General features: G+C 44.6%; 21 protein-coding genes. 15 read left to right on the forward strand and 6 right to left on the reverse strand.

The features are described 5' to 3' along the window. Positions 1-875: 875 nt before the first annotated feature. From O3A65_02820 to O3A65_02890, 15 genes are all read left to right on the forward strand, one after another. Positions 876-1,211 carry a hypothetical protein gene (locus O3A65_02820; GenBank protein MDA1331397.1) on the forward strand — a complete coding sequence of 112 codons (336 nt, stop codon included), beginning with the start codon at positions 876-878 and terminating at the stop codon, positions 1,209-1,211. Positions 1,212-1,508: 297 nt separating this feature from the next. Next, a complete protein-coding gene (gene htpX, locus O3A65_02825) occupies positions 1,509-2,393 on the forward strand; it encodes a protease HtpX (protein ID MDA1331398.1) in 885 nt (294 codons plus the stop codon). 112 nt (positions 2,394-2,505) lie between these two features. Next, a complete protein-coding gene (miaB, locus tag O3A65_02830) occupies positions 2,506-3,831 on the forward strand; it encodes a tRNA (N6-isopentenyl adenosine(37)-C2)-methylthiotransferase MiaB (GenBank protein MDA1331399.1) in 1,326 nt (441 codons plus the stop codon). Between the two features lie 99 nt (positions 3,832-3,930). Beyond that, positions 3,931-4,821: a PhoH family protein gene (locus tag O3A65_02835; GenBank protein ID MDA1331400.1), complete on the forward strand. Its 891-nt coding sequence runs from the start codon at positions 3,931-3,933 to the stop codon at positions 4,819-4,821. 8 nt (positions 4,822-4,829) lie between these two features. Then, positions 4,830-5,279, forward strand: a complete 450-nt coding sequence (gene ybeY / locus O3A65_02840) for an rRNA maturation RNase YbeY (protein MDA1331401.1) — start codon at positions 4,830-4,832, stop codon at positions 5,277-5,279. An 8-nt stretch (positions 5,280-5,287) separates the two neighbouring features. Then, the gene (locus tag O3A65_02845) at positions 5,288-6,127 is read left to right on the forward strand and encodes a CBS domain-containing protein (protein ID MDA1331402.1); all 840 of its coding nucleotides are present in this window, start codon (positions 5,288-5,290) and stop codon (positions 6,125-6,127) included. Then, entirely contained in the window at positions 6,111-7,676 is a 1,566-nt protein-coding gene (lnt, locus tag O3A65_02850; GenBank protein MDA1331403.1) for an apolipoprotein N-acyltransferase, read from the forward strand. The genes O3A65_02845 and lnt overlap by 17 nt, the downstream gene beginning before the upstream one ends. A gap of 46 nt (positions 7,677-7,722) precedes the next feature. After that, on the forward strand, positions 7,723-8,673 hold the full coding sequence (gene glyQ / locus O3A65_02855; protein MDA1331404.1) for a glycine--tRNA ligase subunit alpha: 951 nt from the start codon (positions 7,723-7,725) through the stop codon (positions 8,671-8,673). An 8-nt stretch (positions 8,674-8,681) separates the two neighbouring features. Then, positions 8,682-10,775, forward strand: coding sequence for a glycine--tRNA ligase subunit beta (gene glyS / locus O3A65_02860; protein MDA1331405.1), 2,094 nt, complete (start codon positions 8,682-8,684; stop codon positions 10,773-10,775). A gap of 15 nt (positions 10,776-10,790) precedes the next feature. Continuing rightward, positions 10,791-11,327, forward strand: a complete 537-nt coding sequence (gmhB, locus tag O3A65_02865) for a D-glycero-beta-D-manno-heptose 1,7-bisphosphate 7-phosphatase (protein MDA1331406.1) — start codon at positions 10,791-10,793, stop codon at positions 11,325-11,327. A 2-nt stretch (positions 11,328-11,329) separates the two neighbouring features. Continuing rightward, a complete protein-coding gene (locus tag O3A65_02870) occupies positions 11,330-12,040 on the forward strand; it encodes a lysophospholipid acyltransferase family protein (protein MDA1331407.1) in 711 nt (236 codons plus the stop codon). A 5-nt stretch (positions 12,041-12,045) separates the two neighbouring features. Continuing rightward, entirely contained in the window at positions 12,046-12,213 is a 168-nt protein-coding gene (locus O3A65_02875) for a lipoprotein (GenBank protein MDA1331408.1), read from the forward strand. Continuing rightward, positions 12,203-13,456 (forward strand): diaminopimelate decarboxylase, encoded by a 1,254-nt coding sequence (gene lysA / locus O3A65_02880; GenBank protein ID MDA1331409.1) that lies wholly within the window; start codon positions 12,203-12,205, stop codon positions 13,454-13,456. Before O3A65_02875 ends, lysA begins: the two co-directional genes overlap by 11 nt. Before the next feature lie 100 nt (positions 13,457-13,556). Continuing rightward, positions 13,557-14,003, forward strand: coding sequence for a DUF1178 family protein (locus O3A65_02885; GenBank protein MDA1331410.1), 447 nt, complete (start codon positions 13,557-13,559; stop codon positions 14,001-14,003). Further along, positions 14,004-14,915 (forward strand): DMT family transporter, encoded by a 912-nt coding sequence (locus tag O3A65_02890; protein ID MDA1331411.1) that lies wholly within the window; start codon positions 14,004-14,006, stop codon positions 14,913-14,915. 23 nt (positions 14,916-14,938) lie between these two features. On the opposite strand, the gene O3A65_02895 is transcribed toward O3A65_02890, so the two are convergent. From O3A65_02895 to O3A65_02920, 6 genes are all read right to left on the reverse strand, one after another. Continuing rightward, positions 14,939-15,448, reverse strand: coding sequence for a sulfoxide reductase heme-binding subunit YedZ (locus tag O3A65_02895; GenBank protein MDA1331412.1), 510 nt, complete (start codon positions 15,446-15,448; stop codon positions 14,939-14,941). Between the two features lie 126 nt (positions 15,449-15,574). Next, positions 15,575-16,525 (reverse strand): protein-methionine-sulfoxide reductase catalytic subunit MsrP, encoded by a 951-nt coding sequence (gene msrP, locus O3A65_02900; protein MDA1331413.1) that lies wholly within the window; start codon positions 16,523-16,525, stop codon positions 15,575-15,577. Between the two features lie 67 nt (positions 16,526-16,592). After that, positions 16,593-17,387, reverse strand: a complete 795-nt coding sequence (locus tag O3A65_02905; protein MDA1331414.1) for a hypothetical protein — start codon at positions 17,385-17,387, stop codon at positions 16,593-16,595. 23 nt (positions 17,388-17,410) lie between these two features. After that, positions 17,411-18,823 (reverse strand): amidase, encoded by a 1,413-nt coding sequence (locus tag O3A65_02910; GenBank protein MDA1331415.1) that lies wholly within the window; start codon positions 18,821-18,823, stop codon positions 17,411-17,413. Between the two features lie 25 nt (positions 18,824-18,848). Then, a complete protein-coding gene (locus O3A65_02915) occupies positions 18,849-20,264 on the reverse strand; it encodes a hypothetical protein (protein ID MDA1331416.1) in 1,416 nt (471 codons plus the stop codon). 134 nt (positions 20,265-20,398) lie between these two features. After that, the gene (locus O3A65_02920) at positions 20,399-21,838 is read right to left on the reverse strand and encodes a hypothetical protein (protein MDA1331417.1); all 1,440 of its coding nucleotides are present in this window, start codon (positions 21,836-21,838) and stop codon (positions 20,399-20,401) included. Positions 21,839-21,938: the final 100 nt, after the last annotated feature.

Here is a 21,938-nt window from a genome sequence, read left to right on the forward strand (position 1 = left end):
ATCCGGAACACGGCGAGTGGCGTACCTTGAACGACAACACCTTTCACATCATTGTCGGAAACATCTGACGTTGCGGCGACCGCAGTCCAGCCACCATCCAAATCATTGCTCATTTTCACTGTCCCTCTAAAATTGCCTGACGATCTTATTGTCGATGAATTTTAAGGCGGCAGTCAACAGGTCTGTGAGTATGAACCCGGGCGCGAGGGCATTGACCGTGATGGGTGGGTTGAACACTGGGCGCATGCGTTCCTGATTTTTTGACCATACGGGCTGCGGCTGTCTGCGCTGGGTTTAGCGGTGGCTGCGAACCGCTCGGTGGACTGGATCTCGGTGCTGAAGGGCACCAGTTTAGAGGTGGTACATTAAGGATTGTGAGAATAACCGTTTGGATAATTTAGAGCTTCGATTTAGGTGGGTGGCATGCCGACCGCAAAAAACCCGACAAGACCGAAGTCTGTCGGGTAAAAGTCACCCTTATTTAGAGGTTGAGGAGAAAACGCCCTTTTAAAAGGATGGGGAGATAAAAATTATTTGGATCGCTCTAAACTTATGATTTTTTTATTTCGTACCGAGTGGTATATTTTTTTTTACCGTTGTCGTATTATTTGAACTCTATGGAAAAGATAGCGTCCACTCATCGGCGGGGGCGCCCGATCACCCGCAACCGATCCCACGTCCTGGAAACGGCGACGAACGCCTATTGGCAAGCCGATGGAGCTGCCATCTCTGTCAACGCAATCTGTTTATTAGCCGGAGTTTCGAAGCCCTCGCTGTATCGGGATTTTAGCAGTGAAGACGGCCTTACTGCAGCTGTGTTGGATCGTTACGCCGAGACCGTTACGAGGGGGTTAGAAACGCTGCTAACTAGTAAGATGAACTTTGCGTCCAAGATAGAGAGTTTGATCCAATTCGGCAGTGAAGCCCCAGAGGCTGGTTGCCTGTTCGTCAAGATGCGCGCCAATCGCTCACGATTTGGCGAACAGACTCAGACTGGGATTGCCGTTACAGAGGCTCACTTCCTTGAGTGTTATACCCTATTTTTCAAGGAAAGTGCCGCGAACGGCGAGTGGAGAGGCGGCATTGCAGCGGAATTGGCTGCAGCTTATTTACATGAACAATTGGGGCTGGCAATCAGTCAGCGTGCGGCAGGTAAGAGTAAAGAGTCGGTCCGGGAGCTGCTGGACTTGGCGATGTCGATACTGCGCTAGATTAGGATCCAAGGCATGCCGACGCCTTAATATTCGTGTGGCATGTCTGATTTATCAATTAACCAGTCACCCGCTGTTGCGCAAAAAAATCTGCAGTAACCTTTTTAGCCCTAATTTATCAAGCAACAAACCAATGTGGCTAATGGGCATCAACAAATAAATAATGGAGTGAATCCATCTTCCCCCCAGTTCGCGCTGAAATTGCTCGAATGAAATCAGGGTGTTCAGTGTCACCGCCCCATTGATGTTTTGGTATAAAATAGTCCTCCGAATTAAATTTTCTCTCGAGGCCTCTTAATGAAACGCATCTTTCTTTTTCTTCTTACCAACCTAGCCATTATGTTGGTATTGGGCGTGGTAATCAGCGTCTTTGGCCTTGGCCAGGTGCTGGATGAGCAAGGTGTTGATCTCGATCTCCAGGCATTACTGGTGTTGTCAGCGGTCGTCGGTATGACAGGTTCGTTTATTTCGCTGGCCATGTCTAAATTTATGGCTAAGCGAATGACCAATGCCAATGTCATCGAATCTCCACGTACCGAGCAGGAGCAGTGGCTTGTCCGAACGGTGCAACAGCAGGCTCAGGCCGCTGATATTAGAATGCCTGACGTTGCGATTTATGACGCGCCAGATCTAAATGCCTTTGCAACGGGCATGTTTCGCGACAGCGCGCTGGTAGCTGTCAGCACGGGCCTGCTGCAAGGCATGAATCGCGATGAGGTGGAAGCGGTATTAGCCCACGAAGTAAGTCATGTTGCTAACGGTGACATGATTACCCTGGCGCTCATCCAAGGTGTGGTCAACACCTTTGTCTTCTTCTTGTCACGTGTCATTGGTCATGTGGTCGATCGGGTAGTCTTTAAGACCGCACGCGGTCACGGACCCGCCTACTGGATCACAGCCATCATCGCGCAGGTAATTCTTGGCATTTTGGCCAGTGCAATCGTGATGTGGTTTAGCCGGCAGCGGGAATTCCGAGCCGATTCAGGCGGGGCAAATCTTGCAGGCCGTCAGAAGATGGTGGCCGCTTTAAAGCGTCTACAGCAGTCGGTGAATCAACCTCACCTCCCTGAACGGCTAGAGGCCTTCGGAATCTCTGGCGGTATGGGCGCAGGCATGAAACGACTCTTCATGAGTCACCCCCCCCTAGAAGAGCGCATCGAGGTACTCCAACGATCTGCTTAGCCATGGCCTCAAGTACAAGGCTTAGCCAATCTCTGGTGCCGCAAAACAATATGAATCGCTAAAAACCAGCGCTGTATAAGCTAATTTCTTCGCTCATAGATTAAAAAAACTTATGAAAAAAGTTTACGTTCGAACTTTTGGATGCCAAATGAATGAATATGACTCAGACAAAATGGTTGACGTACTGCGCGCGCATGACGGTTACGAAAAAACCGAAGATGTTAAAGAGGCGGATTTAATTCTGTTTAACACGTGTTCCGTACGAGAAAAAGCCCAAGAAAAAGTGTTCAGTGACTTAGGTCGCATTCGACACCTAAAGGAGGCAAACCCCAATTTGATGATTGGTGTTGGTGGCTGCGTCGCCTCTCAGGAGGGGAAAGTCATCCTGTCCAGGGCGCCTTATGTTGACGTCGTCTTTGGACCTCAAACGATACATCGTCTGCCGTTACTTTTAGAAAAGCGTCAGAAGGTGGGTAAAGCTCAAGTGGATATCTCATTTCCCGAGGTTGAAAAGTTCGACAACCTACCTACGCCTATAACAACCGGTCAATCGGCAATGGTTTCTATTATGGAAGGATGTAGCAAGTACTGCACGTTCTGCGTAGTCCCGTACACTCGGGGTGATGAGATTTCTAGGCCTTTTGAGGACGTTTTAGTAGAAGTGGCGACGCTGGCAGCACAGGGCGTTAAAGAAATCACTTTGCTAGGACAAAATGTCAACGCTTACCGCTATGAGCAAGACGCAGAAGTCATAGAATTTGCAACCCTTCTAGACTATGTATCAGACATACCGGGATTAGAGCGCATCAGATTCTCAACGTCACATCCCAAAGAATTTTCAGATGCGTTGATCGCCAGCTACCGTACGCTGCCAAAATTAGTGGATCATGTGCACCTTCCTGTTCAGTCCGGCTCGAACAAAATCCTAGAGGCAATGAAACGGGGCTATACCCGGGAACAATATTTAAGAATCATCAAAGACCTAAAAGCGGCACGCGGTACGGTCTCTATCACTTCTGATTTTATCGTCGGCTTCCCTGGAGAAACGGACGCCGACTTTGAGGACACCATGAGTCTCGTGGATGAGGTGGACTTTGACGGCAGCTTTAGCTTTATGTACAGCCCAAGACCAGGGACCCCAGCTGCAGGGCTACCTGAGCACGTGCCTTTAGACATCAAAAAAGAACGATTAAGCCTATTGCAAACCAAATTAAGCCAGAACGCGATTCGCCACAGCCAACTCATGGTTGGTGGTGAATTTGACGTGCTCGTTGAGGGCGCCTCTAAAAAAGACTCATCAAAACTTTCCGGTAGGACAAATAACAATAAAGTTGTGAATTTCGAAGGCCAAGAGCACCTTATTGGCCATACCATCAAGATTCAGGTGACCGAAGCGCTCCCTAATTCGCTTCGCGGCATTGTTATCAACAGAGTATAGCGGTCTTCAGATATACTAGGGAGACAGCTTAATATAGGGTTTAGATTGAACACTACCGAAACAGCATTTGTACCGGTTGATAACGTCAGGCTTGCAAACATGTGTGGCGCGCTTGACATCAACCTTAAGGAAATTGGTCAAGAACTCAGCATAAAAATCATCCGACGTGGTGAAACATTTACGCTAAGTGGGGATAGCACCAATATTAAAATTGGTTCGGACACGCTGGCGTTACTGTACAAATCGTCCCGACGTCCCCTTGATACGGAAGACGTGCAACTTGGGATCGTTGAAATAACAAGACACGCTAATTCGGAAACCCAAAATACCATCAGCTTGCGGACAAAGCGTCATGACCTGCGCGGCAGAACGCCACGCCAAACTCAATATTTAAGTCAAATTCAGTCGCATGACATCACCTTTGGAATTGGCCCAGCTGGCACGGGGAAAACCTACCTAGCGGTTGCTGCGGCTGTTGATGCATTTGAACGCGGAAACGTCAAACGGATCGTTCTAGTCAGACCCGCAGTAGAAGCAGGTGAGCGGCTCGGCTTTCTCCCTGGAGATCTGGCACAAAAAGTTGACCCTTACCTTCGCCCGCTGTACGACTCCCTGTATGATTTGATGGGATATGAGAAAGTAGGGAAACTATTCGAATGTAGTTCAATTGAAATTGCCCCCCTTGCTTATATGCGAGGCAGAACTTTAAATGATGCATTCATCATTCTCGATGAAGCCCAAAATACAACCCCAGAGCAAATGAAAATGTTTTTGACGAGAATAGGGTTTGGTAGCCGCGCTGTTGTAACTGGGGATAGCACGCAAATTGATTTACCCAAAGGACAAAAAAGCGGATTAGACGAAGCTGCAAAAATTCTTAATAAAGTTAAGGGCATTACCTTCACACACTTCGAATCAGAAGACGTTGTCAGACATCCTTTAGTACAAAGGATCGTTAACGCATACGCGGCAGCTAGATCTGATGATTAAGATCCCGCATGGGTAAGGCAAATCTAGTGTTAACTGTTCAAAAATCCGAGCCTTGGCAAGGACTTCCAACCAAAAATGACATCCATCGATGGATTAACGCGTCGCTGCTAGAGGACGCTCAGGTGACCGTGCGACTGATCAATGAAGATGAAGGAGTGGAGCTGAATCGTTACTTCCGTAATCGAAATCATGCAACAAACGTGCTCACCTTTCCTTATCCAGATACATCCCCTTTATCGGCAGATATAGCGCTATGCGTCCCCGTTATAGAGGGGGAAGCAAAAAATCAACACAAATCTCTGCGCAACCATTTCGCGCATCTTTGTGTCCATGCAACGCTTCATTTCCAAGATTTTGACCATCAAAACAAAGTTGATAGAGAACTCATGGAAAACTTAGAGATCGACATCCTTGAGCAGATGGGAATTCCAAACCCTTACGAGCAAATAATTACTTAGCATCTAATATGAATACATTGATTAAAAAATCGATTTGGTTAAAAAAACTTGCGCACATATTACGAAGAGAGCCCGAGGATAAGGAGGAACTCATCGATCTATTGCATGAGTCCTTCGAAAAGAATCTTCTTGATTCTGATGCACTTTCAATGCTTGAGGGCGTATTGCAGGTCGCTGAAATGGCCGCTCGAGACATCATGATTCCCCGATCACAATGCTACATGGTAGATATTACAGATCCCATGGAAGAAATCATTTCTATTGCAGTTGACACCAACCATTCACGTTTTCCGGTTTTCAAAAGCAGTAAAGATGAAGTGCTAGGTATTTTGTTGGCGAAAGATCTCCTACAATACTACAAAGGCCCAGATTCGTTTGACCTACAAGACATGTTAAGACCTGCTGTCTTCATACCAGAGTCAAAGCCGCTAAATGTTCTTCTCAAAGACTTTCGAAGTAATAGAAATCATATGGCGATTGTCGTCGACGAATATAGCGGCGTAGCAGGGCTGATCACCATCGAAGATGTTATAGAACAAATTGTGGGTGAAATCGAAGACGAATACGACTTTGACGAATCGGACGCAAATATCCTAGAAGACACATCGGGTCGGTTTAGAATTAAGGCCTTAACTGAAATTTTGGACATCAATGAACATTTTGGAACAAATTTTCCGAATACAGAATTCCACACATTCGGCGGTTTAGTCTTAGCCCACGCGGGAAAATTACCCGAAATTGGAGAAAAATTTAAGATTGGGGAGCTCAATATCACAGTGACTCGATCCGATAGACGAAGAATTCATGCACTCTTAGTAGAAAAAATTGAGATTGAGCGAAGCCCCTAAAAGTTTTCTTCTCCTAGGACAGAAATTACATCACAAATCTGTGCTTTGGGCGTTCATCTTCGGGGCAGCAACGGTTCTGGGCTTTGCTCCATTCTCGCTCTTTTTTGTTCCAATCATCACCTGCGCATTACTGTTCTACATTTTGCAGGCACAAACTGCAAAAAAAGTATTCTTAACCTCATTTGTGTTCTCCTTTGGTCTGCTAATAGCCGGCACAAGTTGGATATACGTCAGCCTGCACGACTTTGGGGAAATGCATCCGGCTCTAGCTGTGCTAGCTACAGTTATTCTTAGCGCAACCTTTGCGCTACCTCCTGCAATCATTCAAGCCGTGCTCGCCAGACTTATTCATTCAAAGAAGCTTCGCCTATTAGTCGCATTCCCAGTTGGACTCGCCTTATCCGACTGGTGTCGCGGATGGTTTTTGACTGGATTTCCTTGGTTATCCATCGGATACTCACAAATACCGCTGAGCCCTTTTTCCAACTACGCATCAGTGCTAGGCATTTACGGGGTTACGCTCGCGTGCACATTTTGTTCAGGTGGCTTGGGTTTTATTTTTGAAAAATTATGTGCAACTCAACCAAAATTATCTCTAAAAACTACGTTAAAACAAGCCACGATGCTACCCGCCGTAGTCATCTTGCTATCAATCGTCCTAGGTATACCCAAATGGACTCAACAAATTAGCCACGAAACCACGTCCGTCTCATTACTTCAAGGGAACATTGCTCAAGATATTAAGTGGAGTCCTGAGTGGATTGAAGAAACAATGATGACATACCTGGATATGATCATTCAGGAAAAAAGTGAACTTATCCTTCTGCCCGAAACTGCCATTCCGTTACTGGAAAAGAACGTTCCGGATTGGTATTGGGAAGCCTTAGAAAATCATGCAAAAACTAATAATCTGCATATCCTATTGGGTATTCCCGAAAATTCAGAGGACGGGCAGTTTTATAACAGCGTCATTCAGGTAGGCGGGGGAAATGTGCAACGCTATCGGAAACACCATCTCGTGCCGTTTGGCGATTATTTTCCAATCCGGTCTATCACCGCAGGCTTACTTAATTACCTGAAAATCCCAATGTCAAACTTCTCTCCTGGGCCAAGCGACCAAGCGCCTTTTATTTTGGAGCGACAAGTTCTCGGCGTCGATATTTGTTACGAAGATGTTTTTGGTGAGGAACTCATTCGTCAGTTACCGGACGCAACGGTTCTGGCCAATTTTACAAATGATGCCTGGTGGGGCGAATCTCTGGGACCAAAACAGCATCTACAAATTGCCCAAGCCAGATCAATTGAGACGGGCAGGGAGCTATTGAGAGTAACCAATACAGGCGTGACTGCCGTCATCGATCACCGAGGTTATATCGTTACTCAAGCCCCCCAATTTTCAAAAACTGTATTACGGGCTGAAATTCATGGCCGGAAAGGCTCAACTCCATACAGTCTCTGGGGGAATCTTCCATTTGTCATTCTGTGCCTCATTATCTTAGCGTTATGCGTTAAATCAACATCAGCTCGGCTAAAAACTTGTAAAAGGTAAAATGTAGGGACATTATTTGTTGTCGCCCACATTCTAAGGTTTATAGATGAACTACTTTCAAGATATGATTTTAGAGCTTCAGAAATATTGGAGTTCGAATGGTTGTGCCCTACTACAACCTTATGATCTAGAAGTGGGGGCTGGGACTTTTCATACAGCCACATTTCTTAGGGCTATTGGTCCAGAACCGTGGAAAGCGGCTTATGTTCAACCGTCTCGCAGACCGAAAGATGGTCGATACGGCGCAAATCCCAATCGTCTGCAACACTACTACCAATTTCAAGTTGTTCTAAAACCTTCTCCTTCCGACATTCTCGACCTATATTTGGGCTCACTTAAGATAATTGGGATCAATCCTTCCGAGCACGATATTAGATTTGTTGAAGACGACTGGGAATCACCAACGCTTGGCGCTTGGGGATTGGGATGGGAGGTCTGGCTCAACGGCATGGAAATTACACAATTCACCTATTTTCAGGAAGTTGGGGGCATCAGTTGTAAACCTGTAATGGGAGAGATCACCTACGGGCTTGAAAGACTGGCTATGTATCTTCAAGCAAAAGATAGCGTCTTCGATCTTGATTGGGCGCCAGGAATCACCTATCGAGATGTGTACCACCAAAATGAAGTAGAGCAATCGACTTATAACTTTGAAAAAGCAAACATCGACTTACTATTTGCCAATTTCTCAGCGTTCGAAAAAGAAGCTACGGCTATGTTCAACGCTAAATTACCGCTACCGGGCTATGAGCTCGTCATGAAGTGTTCGCATGCGTTCAATCTCCTTGATGCTCGAGGTGCAATATCAGTTACCGAACGAGCAAACTATATTGGACGTGTGCGCAAACTAGCGAGAATGGCAGCCCAAGCGTATCGAACGTCACGCAAAGTTCTTGGGTTTGAACGGGCCTCAGATGACATGATCAAAGCATTTGTGCCCCAAGATGAGGTGAGCGAGGTTCTCGATATTCGCAAAAGCAATTCTACCAGGGCCTAACAAGACATATGGCGACCTTACTCGTAGAATTATTGACTGAGGAGTTACCTCCTAAAGCTTTAAAGAAACTAGGAATCTCTTTTGGGGCGACTATCTTTGATGACCTGTCAAAGCAAAATCTGGTCTCAGAAAATGCGTCCTATAAGACATTTGCTACGCCGCGCAGATTAGCGATCCTAGTTAATGATGTGCGCGACATATCGCCGGTAGAGCTTGTACGTTTAAAACTGATGCCAAAACATGTGGGCATCAAAGAAGATGGCACGCCTTCAGCTGCATTATTAAAAAAACTTGAGTCCCTTGGGCTCGATGCTGGCCACGCAAAAAAGATAGACATACAATTAGACGGAAACATGGAATTTATTTACCTTCATCAAAAAAAAGATGGCATAACACTTTCGGCAGGACTTCAAAGGGCTATCGATCTGTCTATTACGAGACTACCGATACCGAAAGTCATGAGCTACCAACCACAAGACACGCTACAAAGTGTGAACTTTGTGCGCCCTGCTCATCGCTTGGTAGCCATGCATGGCGCCGATGTAGTTCCGATTCAAGCATTAGGACTAACTAGCGGAAATAAAACGCTCGGGCATCGATTTCACTCGAATGGGGATGTCACAGTCCCAAATGCAAAATTATACGAATCAACTCTTGAAGAGTTAGGCTTGATCATTCCAGACTACGAAAAACGCAAATCGAATATTCGGGAGCAACTGCATAGTAAAGCGACAGAACTTAAGCTAACACTCCAAGAGGACGAAGAGCTATTGGACGAGGTAACTTCACTTGTGGAATTACCTATAGTTTATCCAGCACAATTTGATAAAGAATTTCTCTCTATTCCGACAGAATGTCTGGTGCTGACGATGAAAACCAATCAAAAATACTTCCCTCTATTCGACCGAAATGGAGGCTTAGCGGAAAAGTTTTTATTAGTTAGTAATATGAAACTCGAAGATCCCAGCAACATTGTCCAAGGCAACGAAAAAGTGGTTCGCCCAAGACTGGCAGATGCCCAATTCTTCTACCAAGGGGACATTAATACCCCACTGGAAAATTTAACCAAAAAATTAAAAAATGTTGTCTATCATAACCAGTTGGGTTCACAGCTCGATCGAGTGAAACGACTGGTCAAATTGTCTCGCACAATTTCAGAAAAAATTAATGCCGATTGCGCTAAGGTAGCTCGAGCAGCGGAACTTTGTAAAGCAGACTTACTTACTGGTATGGTGGGAGAATTCCCAGAGCTTCAAGGCACGATGGGCCGCTACTACGCGCTTGCTCAAGGAGAATCACCTGATGTGGCTGATGCGCTAGAACAATATTATCGACCAAGGTTCTCCAACGACAGCATTCCAAACAGTCCAATCTCTAGCACTCTCGCGCTAGCGGAAAAAATGGACACTCTCGTGGGAATCTTCGGAATTGGTCTCATACCCTCAGGAGAAAAAGATCCCTACGCGCTCAGACGACAAGCCATCGGAATCATTCGAATCTTAACAGAACATCCGATTGAGTTAGATCTTAGCGAACTCATTAGCTGGGCGACAAAAAATTTTAGGCAAGGCCTGAAATTAATAATTGATGAATCAATTATTAAAAACTTCATTATTGATCGATTCAGAGGGCACCTTAAAGACAAAGGTTTCTCTATAGATAAAGTTGAAGCCATACTTGCCACTGACTCAGAGAGGCTTCATCTGGCACTTCCTCGGCTACGCGCAATCGATGCATTTCTCCAAACAGATGATTCAATAGCGTTAGCAACTGCGAATAAACGTATAAAAAATATTCTTAAAAAGAATAAACCGAAGGATGATATTGGGGTGGATACAAATTTATTCACCACCGATGAAGAATTATCCCTTCACAAAAAAATTCAATCCTTATTACCTGTAGTGAAAAAAGCTATTGATAGTGGCGGTTATTCTGATGCACTCCAGGCTTTATCTTCAGCAAGAACTACTTTAGACCAATTTTTTGAAAAAGTGATGGTGATGTCGGATGACCCTAATGAGCGACACAACAGGCTGGCCCTTTTAAATCAACTCTCAGGCCTGCTTAACTGCGTTGGTGATTTATCCGAACTATCAATTTAACCAACAATATTAAATATGAAACTCGTAATAATGGACAGAGATGGGGTCATAAACTATGACAGCGACCAGTATATCAAGACCCCTGCAGAGTGGAAACCAATACCACAGAGTCTAGAAGCTATCGCCCGCTTGAATCATGCTGGCTATCGAGTCGTGGTGGCCACTAATCAATCTGGAGTTGGCAGAGGCATTTTCAATATGTCAACACTCAATGCTATCCATGACAAAATGTATCGCGCGTTAGCTAATGTCGGTGGCCGAATTGATGCCTTGTTTTTTTGTCCTCACACAAATGAGAATAACTGCGACTGTCGCAAACCCAAACCCGGGATGCTTTTAGATATCTCGAAACGTTTCAACGTCGACTTGAAAAACGTGCCCTTCGTAGGAGATTCACTTAAAGACCTTCAGGCAGCACAGGCTGTTGACGCTAAACCTATTTTAGTTCGAACTGGAAAGGGAGAAAAAACAAATGCAGCCAAAGGGCTGCCTAAAGGTACGAAACAGTTTGTCGATCTAAACGACGCTGTCAAACATATCATTACTGAGTGATCGTGATTAATATAGCTCGGTCCATAATTTTCGAATTATTAAGATTCTCCCTCACGGTTATCTTTTCAGCTGTCGCCCTTTTCACATTTCCTCTTTCTCCGATACGAAGATACCAGATCATCACTTTATGGTCGCACTGCATCACTTTTCTTGCTAAATACATTTGCGGTATTAGGTATCATGTCCAAGGGTTGGAAAACATTCCAGACAATCCCTGCGTAATCCTCTCCAAACATCAATCTGCTTGGGAAACTTTTGCATTTCAAACTATTTTCCCTCCTCAGGTTTGGGTTCTTAAGAAAAGTCTATTGTTCGTACCGTTTTTCGGTTGGGGACTGGCGATGATGAATCCCATCGCAATAGACCGATCAAGCGGCCCTAGAGCATTGAAACAAATGCTGACGCAAGGAAAAAACAGAATCAAGAGCGGCTGGTATATCATTGTCTTTCCGGAAGGAACTAGAATAGCTCCAGGAAAACGCGGGAGCTATCAAATTGGGGGGGCATGGCTTTCAGCTCAGCTTCAATCAGATATTGTGCCGGTCGCTCATAATGCAGGTGACTACTGGCCAAAAAATACGTTACTTAAAAAACCAGGGACAATAATTGTAGCCATCGGCAAACCTATAAAAACAGCCAACCAATCACCTGCCGACCTGATACAACAGGTAGAGAATTGGATTGAAACCACAATGTCTAATTTAACGCAATAAATACAATGATCCGATTACAAAAACTAGCTATAACGATATTTTATTTATCCCTTGTCTCAAGTTGCGGACAAACCGGGTCACTTTACCTCCCTGAATCATCTAACTCAAAAGACGCAGATGTCGCACAGAGCGTCGATCAAGATCCACAAATCGAGAAAAATAATGGCAATTAACCGACAATCGGGTCATCTCTTTATCGAAAACAAATCAGCAGCCGAGGTTGTAAAGGAATTCGGGACACCTTGTTATGTTTATTCGAAGCATTCAATCGAAACCAATTTCAATCGTTTCAATGATGCCTTCGCTCAGCGCAAACACCTTATTTGCTACGCGGTCAAATCTAACTCAAATATCGCGATTATTAATATTTTGTCGCGACTCGGAAGTGGATTTGATATTGTGTCTGGAGGAGAACTAAGCCGAGTTCTGGCAGCTGGCGGAGATCCCGGTAAAGTAGTTTTTTCTGGTGTAGGGAAAACTCGGGAAGAAATCCATTACGCATTAAAACAAAAGATCAAATGTTTCAATATTGAATCTGAGTCTGAGTTATATCGCATTGCTGCTGTTGCAAAGGAATTAAATCAAGACACAAATATCAGTTTCAGAGTTAACCCTGATGTGGATGCAAAGACCCATCCCTACATTTCTACTGGATTAAAAGAAAATAAATTTGGGGTTGATGTCAATGATGCCCGTAGGCTCTATAAAATAGCAGCCGAATTACCACATATAAAACCCACTGGGATCGATTGCCATATTGGGTCTCAATTAACTGATATTGCGCCAATGCGAGATGCTGCGGTGATAATGGTCGAGTTAACCGATGCGCTTAGTACTGCAAATATTCCCATCAGACACATCGATTTTGGAGGAGGGCTCGGGATTAAGTACCAAAATGAGACTCCGATTGATCAGGAAAAATTCGTGTCGATGTTGCTCGAAGTCATGGGCGAGCGCGAGCAAGAGATTCTTGTGGAACCAGGTCGGTCTATCGTTGGAGACTCTGGGGTCCTACTCACCACAATTGAATACCTTAAACATGGATCAAATAAGAATTTTATTGTCGTCGACGCAGCGATGAATGATTTAGCACGGCCATCACTATACGGGGCTTATCATCAAATCGACAACATCGCTAATAAGAATCCATCTCCTGGAAAAGTATACGATATCGTTGGGCCTATATGTGAGACAGGAGACTTTCTTGGAAAAGATCGTAACCTTTCAGCGCATGAAGGGGATGTGCTGGCCATTCACTCCGTTGGGGCATACGGAATGACTATGAGCTCTAATTATAACTCTCGACCAAGAGCACCTGAAATACTTATTGATAATGATCGTGCATATGTGATTCGCGAGCGTGAAACGGTGGAGGATCTTTTCTCAAAGGAACAAACTGCTCCTGAGGGGAACTAAACTAGAGTCTCTATCCTTTGATTTCATTTTTTTAGTATTAAGTGAATACGGTAGAATAGAGTTTAATATGAATATATCTCGATTCACTTAGGTTCCAATAATGATTGTTTACGATTTAGCCTGCGACCAAGAACATAAGTTTGAGGGCTGGTTCTCCTCTCAAGAAGATTTTGATAAGCAAGTATCAAACGGGCAGTTATCATGTCCAGTCTGTGGCTCAACAACTATTTCTAAACAGCTCTCAGCGCCTTATCTCAACATATTGCCCGACGAGAACGCTTCTTCGAGAACCAAACAAAAGGAAATGGCCCTTGCAGGGGTAAGCCTCCAGCAGCTTCATGATCAATTTATCGAATACATAGCGAAAAATATTGAAGATGTTGGCACGCAATTTCCAGACGAAGCAAGAAAAATTTTTTATGGAGAATCTGATAATCGCTCAATTCGCGGTGAAGCTACAGTTAAAGTCATGCAAGAATTGAAGGACGAGGGCATTGAAGTGTACGCATTACCACCTAGGCCAATTCCGCCAGGTAAATTGAATTAATTGGCCAGGAAGATTATAAAAGACAGAATCCTTCAGAGCTCCCTTCCACTTGTATTTGCTGTTTTAGTAATCTCCACAGCAGCAATACTTATTCGTGGCGCTCAGACCGAAGGAGCATCTTCAAACACCATTGCATTCCTGCGACTAGCTATCGCATCAATATGTCTTGGTCTACTTTCCTTTAGATCAATCATTGAAGAAATTCGGCGTTGTGATGCTCGAACAATGGTAAGAAGTGCGCTGTCAGGCATTTTTTTAGCTGCACACTTTATGACCTGGATCATATCTCTCGAACATATATCGGTCGCAAGAAGTACGATTCTTGTAACAACGAGCCCGATTTGGGTCGCTTTACTAAGTTTCATTATTCTCAAGGAAACAATCAACAAAAAACAGCTTTTTGGAGTACTCATTGCAACGGGAAGCGCCTTCTTTCTTTTTTATCTGACCGAAGAAATGTTGCTTAATCAAGAACAAAGATCCATTAAAGGCGAGCTGCTAGCGACGTTGGGTGCAATCTCCGTCGCAGCTTACCTCATCATTGGCCGCACGCTTCGGCAGGTCATTGAATTAAAAGTCTACGTTTTTCTGACATATAGCTTTGCCACAATAGCCTTAATTTTATATAACCTGTCCAGCATCAGACAGTTAGCTCCCAACATGTCTGGGGCAGCTTGGATATATATCTTTTGTTTGGCCCTAGGCCCGCAACTCATTGGGCACACAATCCTTAATTGGGGGGTTCGCCGATTCCCTGCAACACTTGTTTCAACAATGGTGCTCGCAGAACCAATCGCGGCATCCGCACTGGCCTGGGTTATCCTTGATGAGGCTATAGGGCTTAGTAGTTTGCTAGGATTTTCAGGAATACTTTTGGGAATTTTTTTAATTGTTCGACACAATAAGCGGTAAAACCTAATTAAGTTCCAGCGCGATTAACGTCTACCGTTAGACAATTGCAGGAACAATCTATATCCCAATAACACAAAGAGTACTGCTGCAAACATTAACGGCTCCCACACATCACGTTTTACCAAAATAAAGAAGTGTGTCACGCCTAAAATTGCAATCAGGTAAATACTCTTATGTAATCGCCTCCAACGTAGAGATCCAAGAACTACTTTGGCACGATTGGTTGATGTCAGCGCTAATATAAAAAGTCCAGCAAAAGCAACGAAGCCAATGTAAATAAAAGGACGTTTGGATAGATCTAATGCAATCTCCGTCCAGTCAAAAAATTGATCTAAAACCAACCAAGTTAAAAAATGGATTGTCGCATAAACAAAGGTAATGAGCCCGAATGTTCTGCGTAAAGGAAATACGACAGGTAAACTAAAAAGATATCTAATAGGCGTCACACACAAGGTCAGTAACAAAGAGAAAAGTGTCCACCAACCTGTAAATTGCGAAATAAATTCAATTGGATTAGCTGTTAACTCACCCATTATGGCCCGCCCACACAGCGTAAGTAGCGGAATTGTACTAATTAACCAAATGAACCGAGTGTCTATACCCACTTTTAAACGTGATGGTCGCAACTCCCGGGCTTGATGCATAGCAGGACCGTAGCGTCAGTAGTGCTTGCTTAGATCTAAATCACGATATAAACCCGCAACCCACTTAGAATATCCGTTAAACATTTCTGTATCTCGTTTGAGAAATTCTCCAATCCTTCGCTCCTTACGTTGGCTCCACCTAGGATGTGAAACATGGGGGTTTACATTGGAATAAAATCCATACTCTCGAGGGTTGGCAAGATTCCAAGAAGTAGCCGGTTTTTTTTCAGTCAATTTTATGGTGACGATGGATTTCGCACTTTTAAACCCATATTTCCACGGCACTACTATTCTCACTGGGGCTCCATTTTGGTTCGGCAAGACTTCTCCGTATAAACCCAGCGTCAAAAGCGTGAGCGGATTCATGGCCTCATCCAACCGCAATCCCTCCTTATATGGCCAATCAAGCGATGCACCCCTTTGCCCTGGCATCTGTTCCGGATCATGTAAAGAGATAAACTCTACATAACGAGCATTTCCGGTAGGACGAACTGCATCCAATAATTTAGACAGTGGAAATCCGATCCAAGGAATCACCATGGACCAGGCCTCAACACACCGCAATCGATAAATTCGTTCTTGAAGCGGCGCAAGGCGTAAGAGTTGATCAATATCGAGCCTTTGTGGTCGATGAACTTCACCGATGATTTGTATGGTCCACCCATCGGTTTTCAATCTATGAGCTTGCTCAAAAGGATCTTCTTTCCCCGTACCAAACTCGTAGAAATTGTTATACCGAGTCACATCCGAGTATGTTGTTAGTTCCTCACCAGTCGAAAATTCACTTTTTTTTGATTCGAATTTAACCGGGAAATTTCTTTCATCACGCGGCTTAGCACTTGCAGGAGAGATAGCCATCGCCGCCAATGAGGCAACGCCACCTTGCATCCATCGTCGCCTAGACTCGAATAGCGTTCTTGATGTGATTTCTGAAGAGGGTATGTTTGATTTAAAGGAATTTTTCATCAACGAATAATAAATTATTTAAGGAATACCGCTAGACTAATAATTTTTATAAAAATTCAAAAAAACACTACATAGGTGTTAACGCCACAAACGGCTTGGCTTGACACTGAACTTTGCCGCCCTTTAATTTAGCCTTGAAAAGCTCTACCGTCCCAGATTGAGTCCAATTAAAGCCGTAGTAAGCCAAACCTGTGGGCGATTGTAAATCTTCAAACTCAATGTAGTCACACGTGGCGCCATCACCTACCAAAGAAATCTCATAGTAAAAAGGAGTCTTACCCGGGAAAGAGGCCTTCCCAGCATCCGTAAATGTCCATTTTTTTCCCTTTCCATCAAGATACTTACCACTCAAAACGATTTTATTAATAATAGGACCTAGCTCTTTCCCGACACGCTCGTATGAGGCCCACTTAGCGGCCATAACAAGAGGCTCCTTAATCTCCAGATTTAGAAATTGGCCATCTGAAGATTTTTTACCTCTAAACCACACGTAGACCACATCTTCCGCAGAAGTCGGCGCATTTTTCTCACCCAAGACCAATCGATACGTATTTGGCTCTTGCCCAGGCTCTACATCAAATACGATCATCAGCCGTGCCTTAACCATATCTGTCGCAAAGTAGGGATAGGCACGCCCTTCTTTTTTTATTGCAATCAACACGGGCTTGGCTTTTTTTTCTGCTTTGTGCGGCTGTTTAGTCTGTCTTAACGCTTTTAGATAGGTTTGCTCTAACCAAATGCCCTGAAGATCATCAATGAAGACTCGATCATTAGCGCTTGAGTTAGACATTGAGGCCATCAAAACACCCGTCAGCAAAATCTTTATCAGCTTCGACTTCCGATGTGTGGAATTAAAAATCACGATTTAAACCTCCAAATTTGGTCTTAAATTTTAGGACGAGCTTTCCAAAATTCACTCAACTGCTCAAAAGCATGCCCGAATTGCAACACACCAAAATCATCTCGAAAACGGCCAACAATCTGAAGCCCAACCGGTAATCCAGATGACGAAAATCCAGCGGGCACTGAGAGCGCAGGATGGCCAGTGGCACTGATACGAAAACAAGATTTCATCCAGTCAAGATAGGTTGACAGGATATTTCCATTAATTTCACTGACGTACGGAAGATCGACATCAAATGGTAAGACCTGTGTCACAGGGCAAATTATAAACTCATATGTATTCATAAATTGCCTAAGTCTCTCATACATTGCGCTTCTTAACCGCTCCGCTCGAGCCACCTCAGGACCTGTAAGTGTCCTTCCCTGCTCAATATTCCACACCAGCGTATCTTTAAACTGGTCTGGGTGTGCCGCTAAAAGTTCACCAAGCACCGACTCCATATGCCACGCTCTTAATACGTGAAAGACCTCATCCGCTTCAGTCAAATCTGGGTCGACCTCATCAACAATACACCCTGTATCTTCAATACGATGAACCGCTGTTTCAATGACTTTAAGTACCTCATCATCCACAGGCAAACCACCCAGCGTTCTGCTCCAAGCGACTCTCACACCACTGAAGTCTCTTTCTAAGCCTTGTTGAAAAATATTCGGGCTCTCTGTGATCGACAAAGGACAACGCGGATCTGGACCCGCGATCGCAGACAGCATCAACGAAACATCAGCAACCGTTCTAGCCATTGGGCCTAGAACGGAGAGTGGAAACCAAGCTGAAGGGTTTGGCCAAATTGGAACAAGCCCCGTCGAAGGCCTAAACCCAACGACATTACAAAAACTAGCCGGATTCCTTAGCGACCCTCCTAAATCCGATCCATCAGCAATGGGTACGAGGCCAGACGCAAGCGCAGCAGCAGCTCCGCCACTAGAGCCACCGCAAGTTTTATTTAAGTCATATGGATTTCGAGTGGCGCCAAAAACTTTATTAAAAGTTTGACTACCGGCGCCAAACTCTGGCGTATTGGTCTTACCTACTGTGATGGCACCCGACTGCCGCAGCCTCTCAACGATCAAGGCGTCGTGGTCGGGAATAAAGTCCTCGTACAAAGGGGATCCGAAAGTCGTCCTGATTCCCTTGGTTAAAGTTAAATCTTTATGCGCAACGGGTAGCCCTTCCAATAACCCTAATGGAACCTGGCTCATGATGCGTTGATCGATATTGCTGGCAGTAACTCTTGCTCGCTCCTCGTCCAACGTGACAATGGCATTAATTTGCGGATTAACTTTTACAATTTGTTCTAAATGACAATCAAGCAACTCTGTAGCAGAAATCTTTCGCTGCCGCACCAAGTCGAGCATAGTGTGGGCCGGAAGAAAACAGACATCTACTTTATTCATACGTTTATCAAAAGACCAATTAAATTTAATTATGGAGCCCTGAGGGATTCATAATTTGACCGGATAAACCAGTTTGCGAATTCTCATCAAATACAGGATTGTTTCCCAGAAATTGTATGCCAATCGCTTTAAATGTAGCCGCATAATTAGGAAATTTTTCATCTATGATTTCTTTATTTTTTCGACGGACAAACAGATCATCATTTAATAGTGAATCAAGGTCAGCTAATAATTGATCGCCAGAGATACTCCGCGTCTCATCATAACAGCAACTATGATATTTCCTCAGCACATCCATTAAAGTAACCCCTCCTTGAGACCTGCTCCTCAACTCCACATCGATACCAAAAAAGTATGCTGCTCCACCCCAGTACACATGAAGGTACGTCCCTCTCTTGGAAAGACGACCCATGGACTCTGCAACCGTAAACCCTTGGCCCGCTTTAGCTCCCAAAACAAAACCTCGGTACAACCTCGACCATGACTCTGCCGAGCTAATAGCGCCACTTTCAACCATCGCAAGATGCTGCAGATAGGTCGGCAATCCCTCGATAATCCAGTAATCACTAGAATTAATATGCGGGAACAAAAAATGTGACATCTCATGAGGAAGACTCCAATCCCATACGAGCTGCTCTAAGTTGGCGTCTCGCTTAACAAACAAATGAATGCCGGCACCTCCACCACGCGTCACATACGCCCAGGGCACAACAGAACTACTTCGGTCACTGGGGCTAACGATCACCTGCACTTGGGGCCTAGGAAAAAAGCCCATGAGCTCGGAGACCCCCTGAGCTGATCGCTTAATCCAACGAACCAAGTCTTCTCTATTGATACGCTCAAAATCACCCAAAATACTGACTTCAAAAATACTTCCACTAACATCAATAACATTGGGTTCTCGGTTTGTCAGCGCCACGATACCCTCCCACGATACAGGCGTATTCAAACCGACAAAACGTGTTTTTCCTATTCGCTGCCATGGGGTTGAAACAAAAATGTCCTCAGGCGCCCGAAAATCGATCTCAAATGTCTCGTATTGGGCATCCGGCTCAGGCCTCATTAACCAATCGCCAATTGAGGTGAGCATATTTCTGTCCTCTACTACCCTCGTTTCGGCGCCACCGCGCTGCTCGCCCTGAAGCCTTGGTTCGAGTAAAACATCGTAGAAAATACATCGGGCGGTGTTATCTCGGGGGACAGCAATTAAGTCAACATTCAACTCAAGCAAGTCGCCTGTATCAAGCCTTACATTTCTCACAAATGATCCAGAGGCGTCATTCGCATATAAAAACGAAGGGATACTGCCACTAAAACAAGCCGACACCTCGAATGATCGGAGATCATTTCCAATAATTACTTGATAACTAAGAGGCGGCTCTTCAGTTTCTGCAAACGAAATTAACGGAAGAAAAAGCGCAAAATAAAATATTTTTTTCATTCTTTAAAAGCGTGACTGCCCATTTCTAACGGATACGAAATCTAAGTTACAACATTGGTACGTTAGCTTTTACCAGAAGATTAAAGAGAAATAAAATACGCAGAAGATTCGCTGCAATTTAACCCCATTAGCCTTTATGGTTTCGAAATAAGCATAATTTGATCTCGAAGAGACCGCTGGTCAACCTCATCCGATAACGTCACATCACCGTCGCTTACAACCAACCCAAGCAATTGGAACGCATCAGCCAAATCAGGGAACTCGTTAGTACCCACATAACGATTCATAAGCGGTACGAAAAGGGGATATCCATATAAGTCGTCAAAAATTGAAAGTACCTCGAACGCAGTCCAAGCTCGCGTTCTATCCATACAACACAGATTAAACTCTCGAATAACTCGGTCAAGTGACCACGCCCCGCTTGATTCCTTTCGCAACTGGACATCCGCGATCAACATCATCGCCGCACCCCCCCAATAAACCTGCATGAAAGGTTCTCCTTGGTACATCTTCTGAGTCGCTTCGAGCAAGGTCAGACCCCTTGCCTCCGCTTCGCGGCTCCCTCTGCGAAAGCCATAGATAAGATTCGACCACGCCTTCTGTGGACTGAGTAGTCCTTTACGCGCCCGGACAACGTATTGATAGTAACTAGCAAACCCTTCATAAAACCAAGCGTCACCTGGCGATACAAAAGGAAGGAATAAATGCGATAACTCATGCGTAACAGTCCAATCATCATAAAACTCTTGCATGTGTCTCCGCTGATTAATCATCAAATGCAGTGTTGGGCTCCCGCCACGCGTCACATAGGCAACCGGTACGGGCTCTCTTGCCCTGGCATTAGGAATTATGAACACTTGAACATTTGGAAACGGAATCTCGCCAAGCGCGGATTGTATATAAGCCGCTTCCTGGTCAATCCATCCTGCTAATTCCTCAGCATCGGGTTTTGGCGAGCCATCTAAAATAGAGATATCGAATCGAGTTCCATTAAGGATCAATTCTTTTTTAAAAAAACGTCCAAGGACAATCCATGACGGCCAATCAAAAGGCGTTGCAGGCACCTCTAACACGCCTTCGCTTCCCGTGAGATTCCAAGGAGTCGAAAGAGAATAACCAAAGGGTAATTTAAACTCTACGAAGACCTGTCGGTCGTTCGCAATAATTTCAGGACGCCAAAACCAAAGTCCATTAGATACAGCAGTTGCGTCTATTGATTTATACAACTTAGGACCCGTCATGTCATGTCGCTGCACACCTCTGGAGATATCCACTTGATAATGAATGCAAGTCCCTTCAGACAGGCCAGCTGTAGGGATAAATCCAGATAAAGTTATCGGCTCACCAGACTCATACCAAGCCCCAATTAAGGCAACAGATGCGTCTAGAGACTCAGCAACCAGCTTTTCTGGAGGCTGACCCTTAAAACAAAGGTCGACAGTCAATTTTTTCAAATCAAGCTCCGCTGAAACCCGATAGTGGTAGTCAGCTTGAGCATCAACGGCACACATTAACCCAAGCCAGATAAAACAAAATTTAACACCTTGGGATTTTTTTAATGTAGCTCTAAGCACAGAAGCTCCGCAATTATGATTGCCGCATGATTAAATACAAACAAACATAGGAGAAATAGTTAATTGAAAAGTTCCTAAACGGACGTGGCATACCCTGCCA

The sequence above is a fragment of the Pseudomonadota bacterium genome (genome assembly GCA_027624715.1).
Lineage (GTDB): Bacteria > Pseudomonadota > Gammaproteobacteria > Burkholderiales > Eutrophovitaceae > Eutrophovita.

Excerpts from the sequence above, each read along its gene's own strand:
- O3A65_02820 (MDA1331397.1), top strand. The coding sequence starts at position 876 with ATGAACTTTGCGTCCAAGATAGAGAGTTTGATCCAATTCGGCAGTGAA.
- htpX (MDA1331398.1), top strand. The coding sequence starts at position 1,509 with ATGAAACGCATCTTTCTTTTTCTTCTTACCAACCTAGCCATTATGTTG.
- miaB (MDA1331399.1), top strand. The coding sequence starts at position 2,506 with ATGAAAAAAGTTTACGTTCGAACTTTTGGATGCCAAATGAATGAATAT.
- O3A65_02835 (MDA1331400.1), top strand. The coding sequence starts at position 3,931 with ATGTGTGGCGCGCTTGACATCAACCTTAAGGAAATTGGTCAAGAACTC.
- ybeY (MDA1331401.1), top strand. The coding sequence starts at position 4,830 with ATGGGTAAGGCAAATCTAGTGTTAACTGTTCAAAAATCCGAGCCTTGG.
- O3A65_02845 (MDA1331402.1), top strand. The coding sequence starts at position 5,288 with ATGAATACATTGATTAAAAAATCGATTTGGTTAAAAAAACTTGCGCAC.
- glyQ (MDA1331404.1), top strand. The coding sequence starts at position 7,723 with ATGAACTACTTTCAAGATATGATTTTAGAGCTTCAGAAATATTGGAGT.
- glyS (MDA1331405.1), top strand. The coding sequence starts at position 8,682 with ATGGCGACCTTACTCGTAGAATTATTGACTGAGGAGTTACCTCCTAAA.
- gmhB (MDA1331406.1), top strand. The coding sequence starts at position 10,791 with ATGAAACTCGTAATAATGGACAGAGATGGGGTCATAAACTATGACAGC.
- O3A65_02875 (MDA1331408.1), top strand. The coding sequence starts at position 12,046 with ATGATCCGATTACAAAAACTAGCTATAACGATATTTTATTTATCCCTT.
- lysA (MDA1331409.1), top strand. The coding sequence starts at position 12,203 with ATGGCAATTAACCGACAATCGGGTCATCTCTTTATCGAAAACAAATCA.
- O3A65_02885 (MDA1331410.1), top strand. The coding sequence starts at position 13,557 with ATGATTGTTTACGATTTAGCCTGCGACCAAGAACATAAGTTTGAGGGC.
- O3A65_02895 (MDA1331412.1), bottom strand. The coding sequence starts at position 15,448 with ATGGGTGAGTTAACAGCTAATCCAATTGAATTTATTTCGCAATTTACA.
- msrP (MDA1331413.1), bottom strand. The coding sequence starts at position 16,525 with ATGAAAAATTCCTTTAAATCAAACATACCCTCTTCAGAAATCACATCA.
- O3A65_02910 (MDA1331415.1), bottom strand. The coding sequence starts at position 18,823 with ATGAATAAAGTAGATGTCTGTTTTCTTCCGGCCCACACTATGCTCGAC.
- O3A65_02915 (MDA1331416.1), bottom strand. The coding sequence starts at position 20,264 with ATGAAAAAAATATTTTATTTTGCGCTTTTTCTTCCGTTAATTTCGTTT.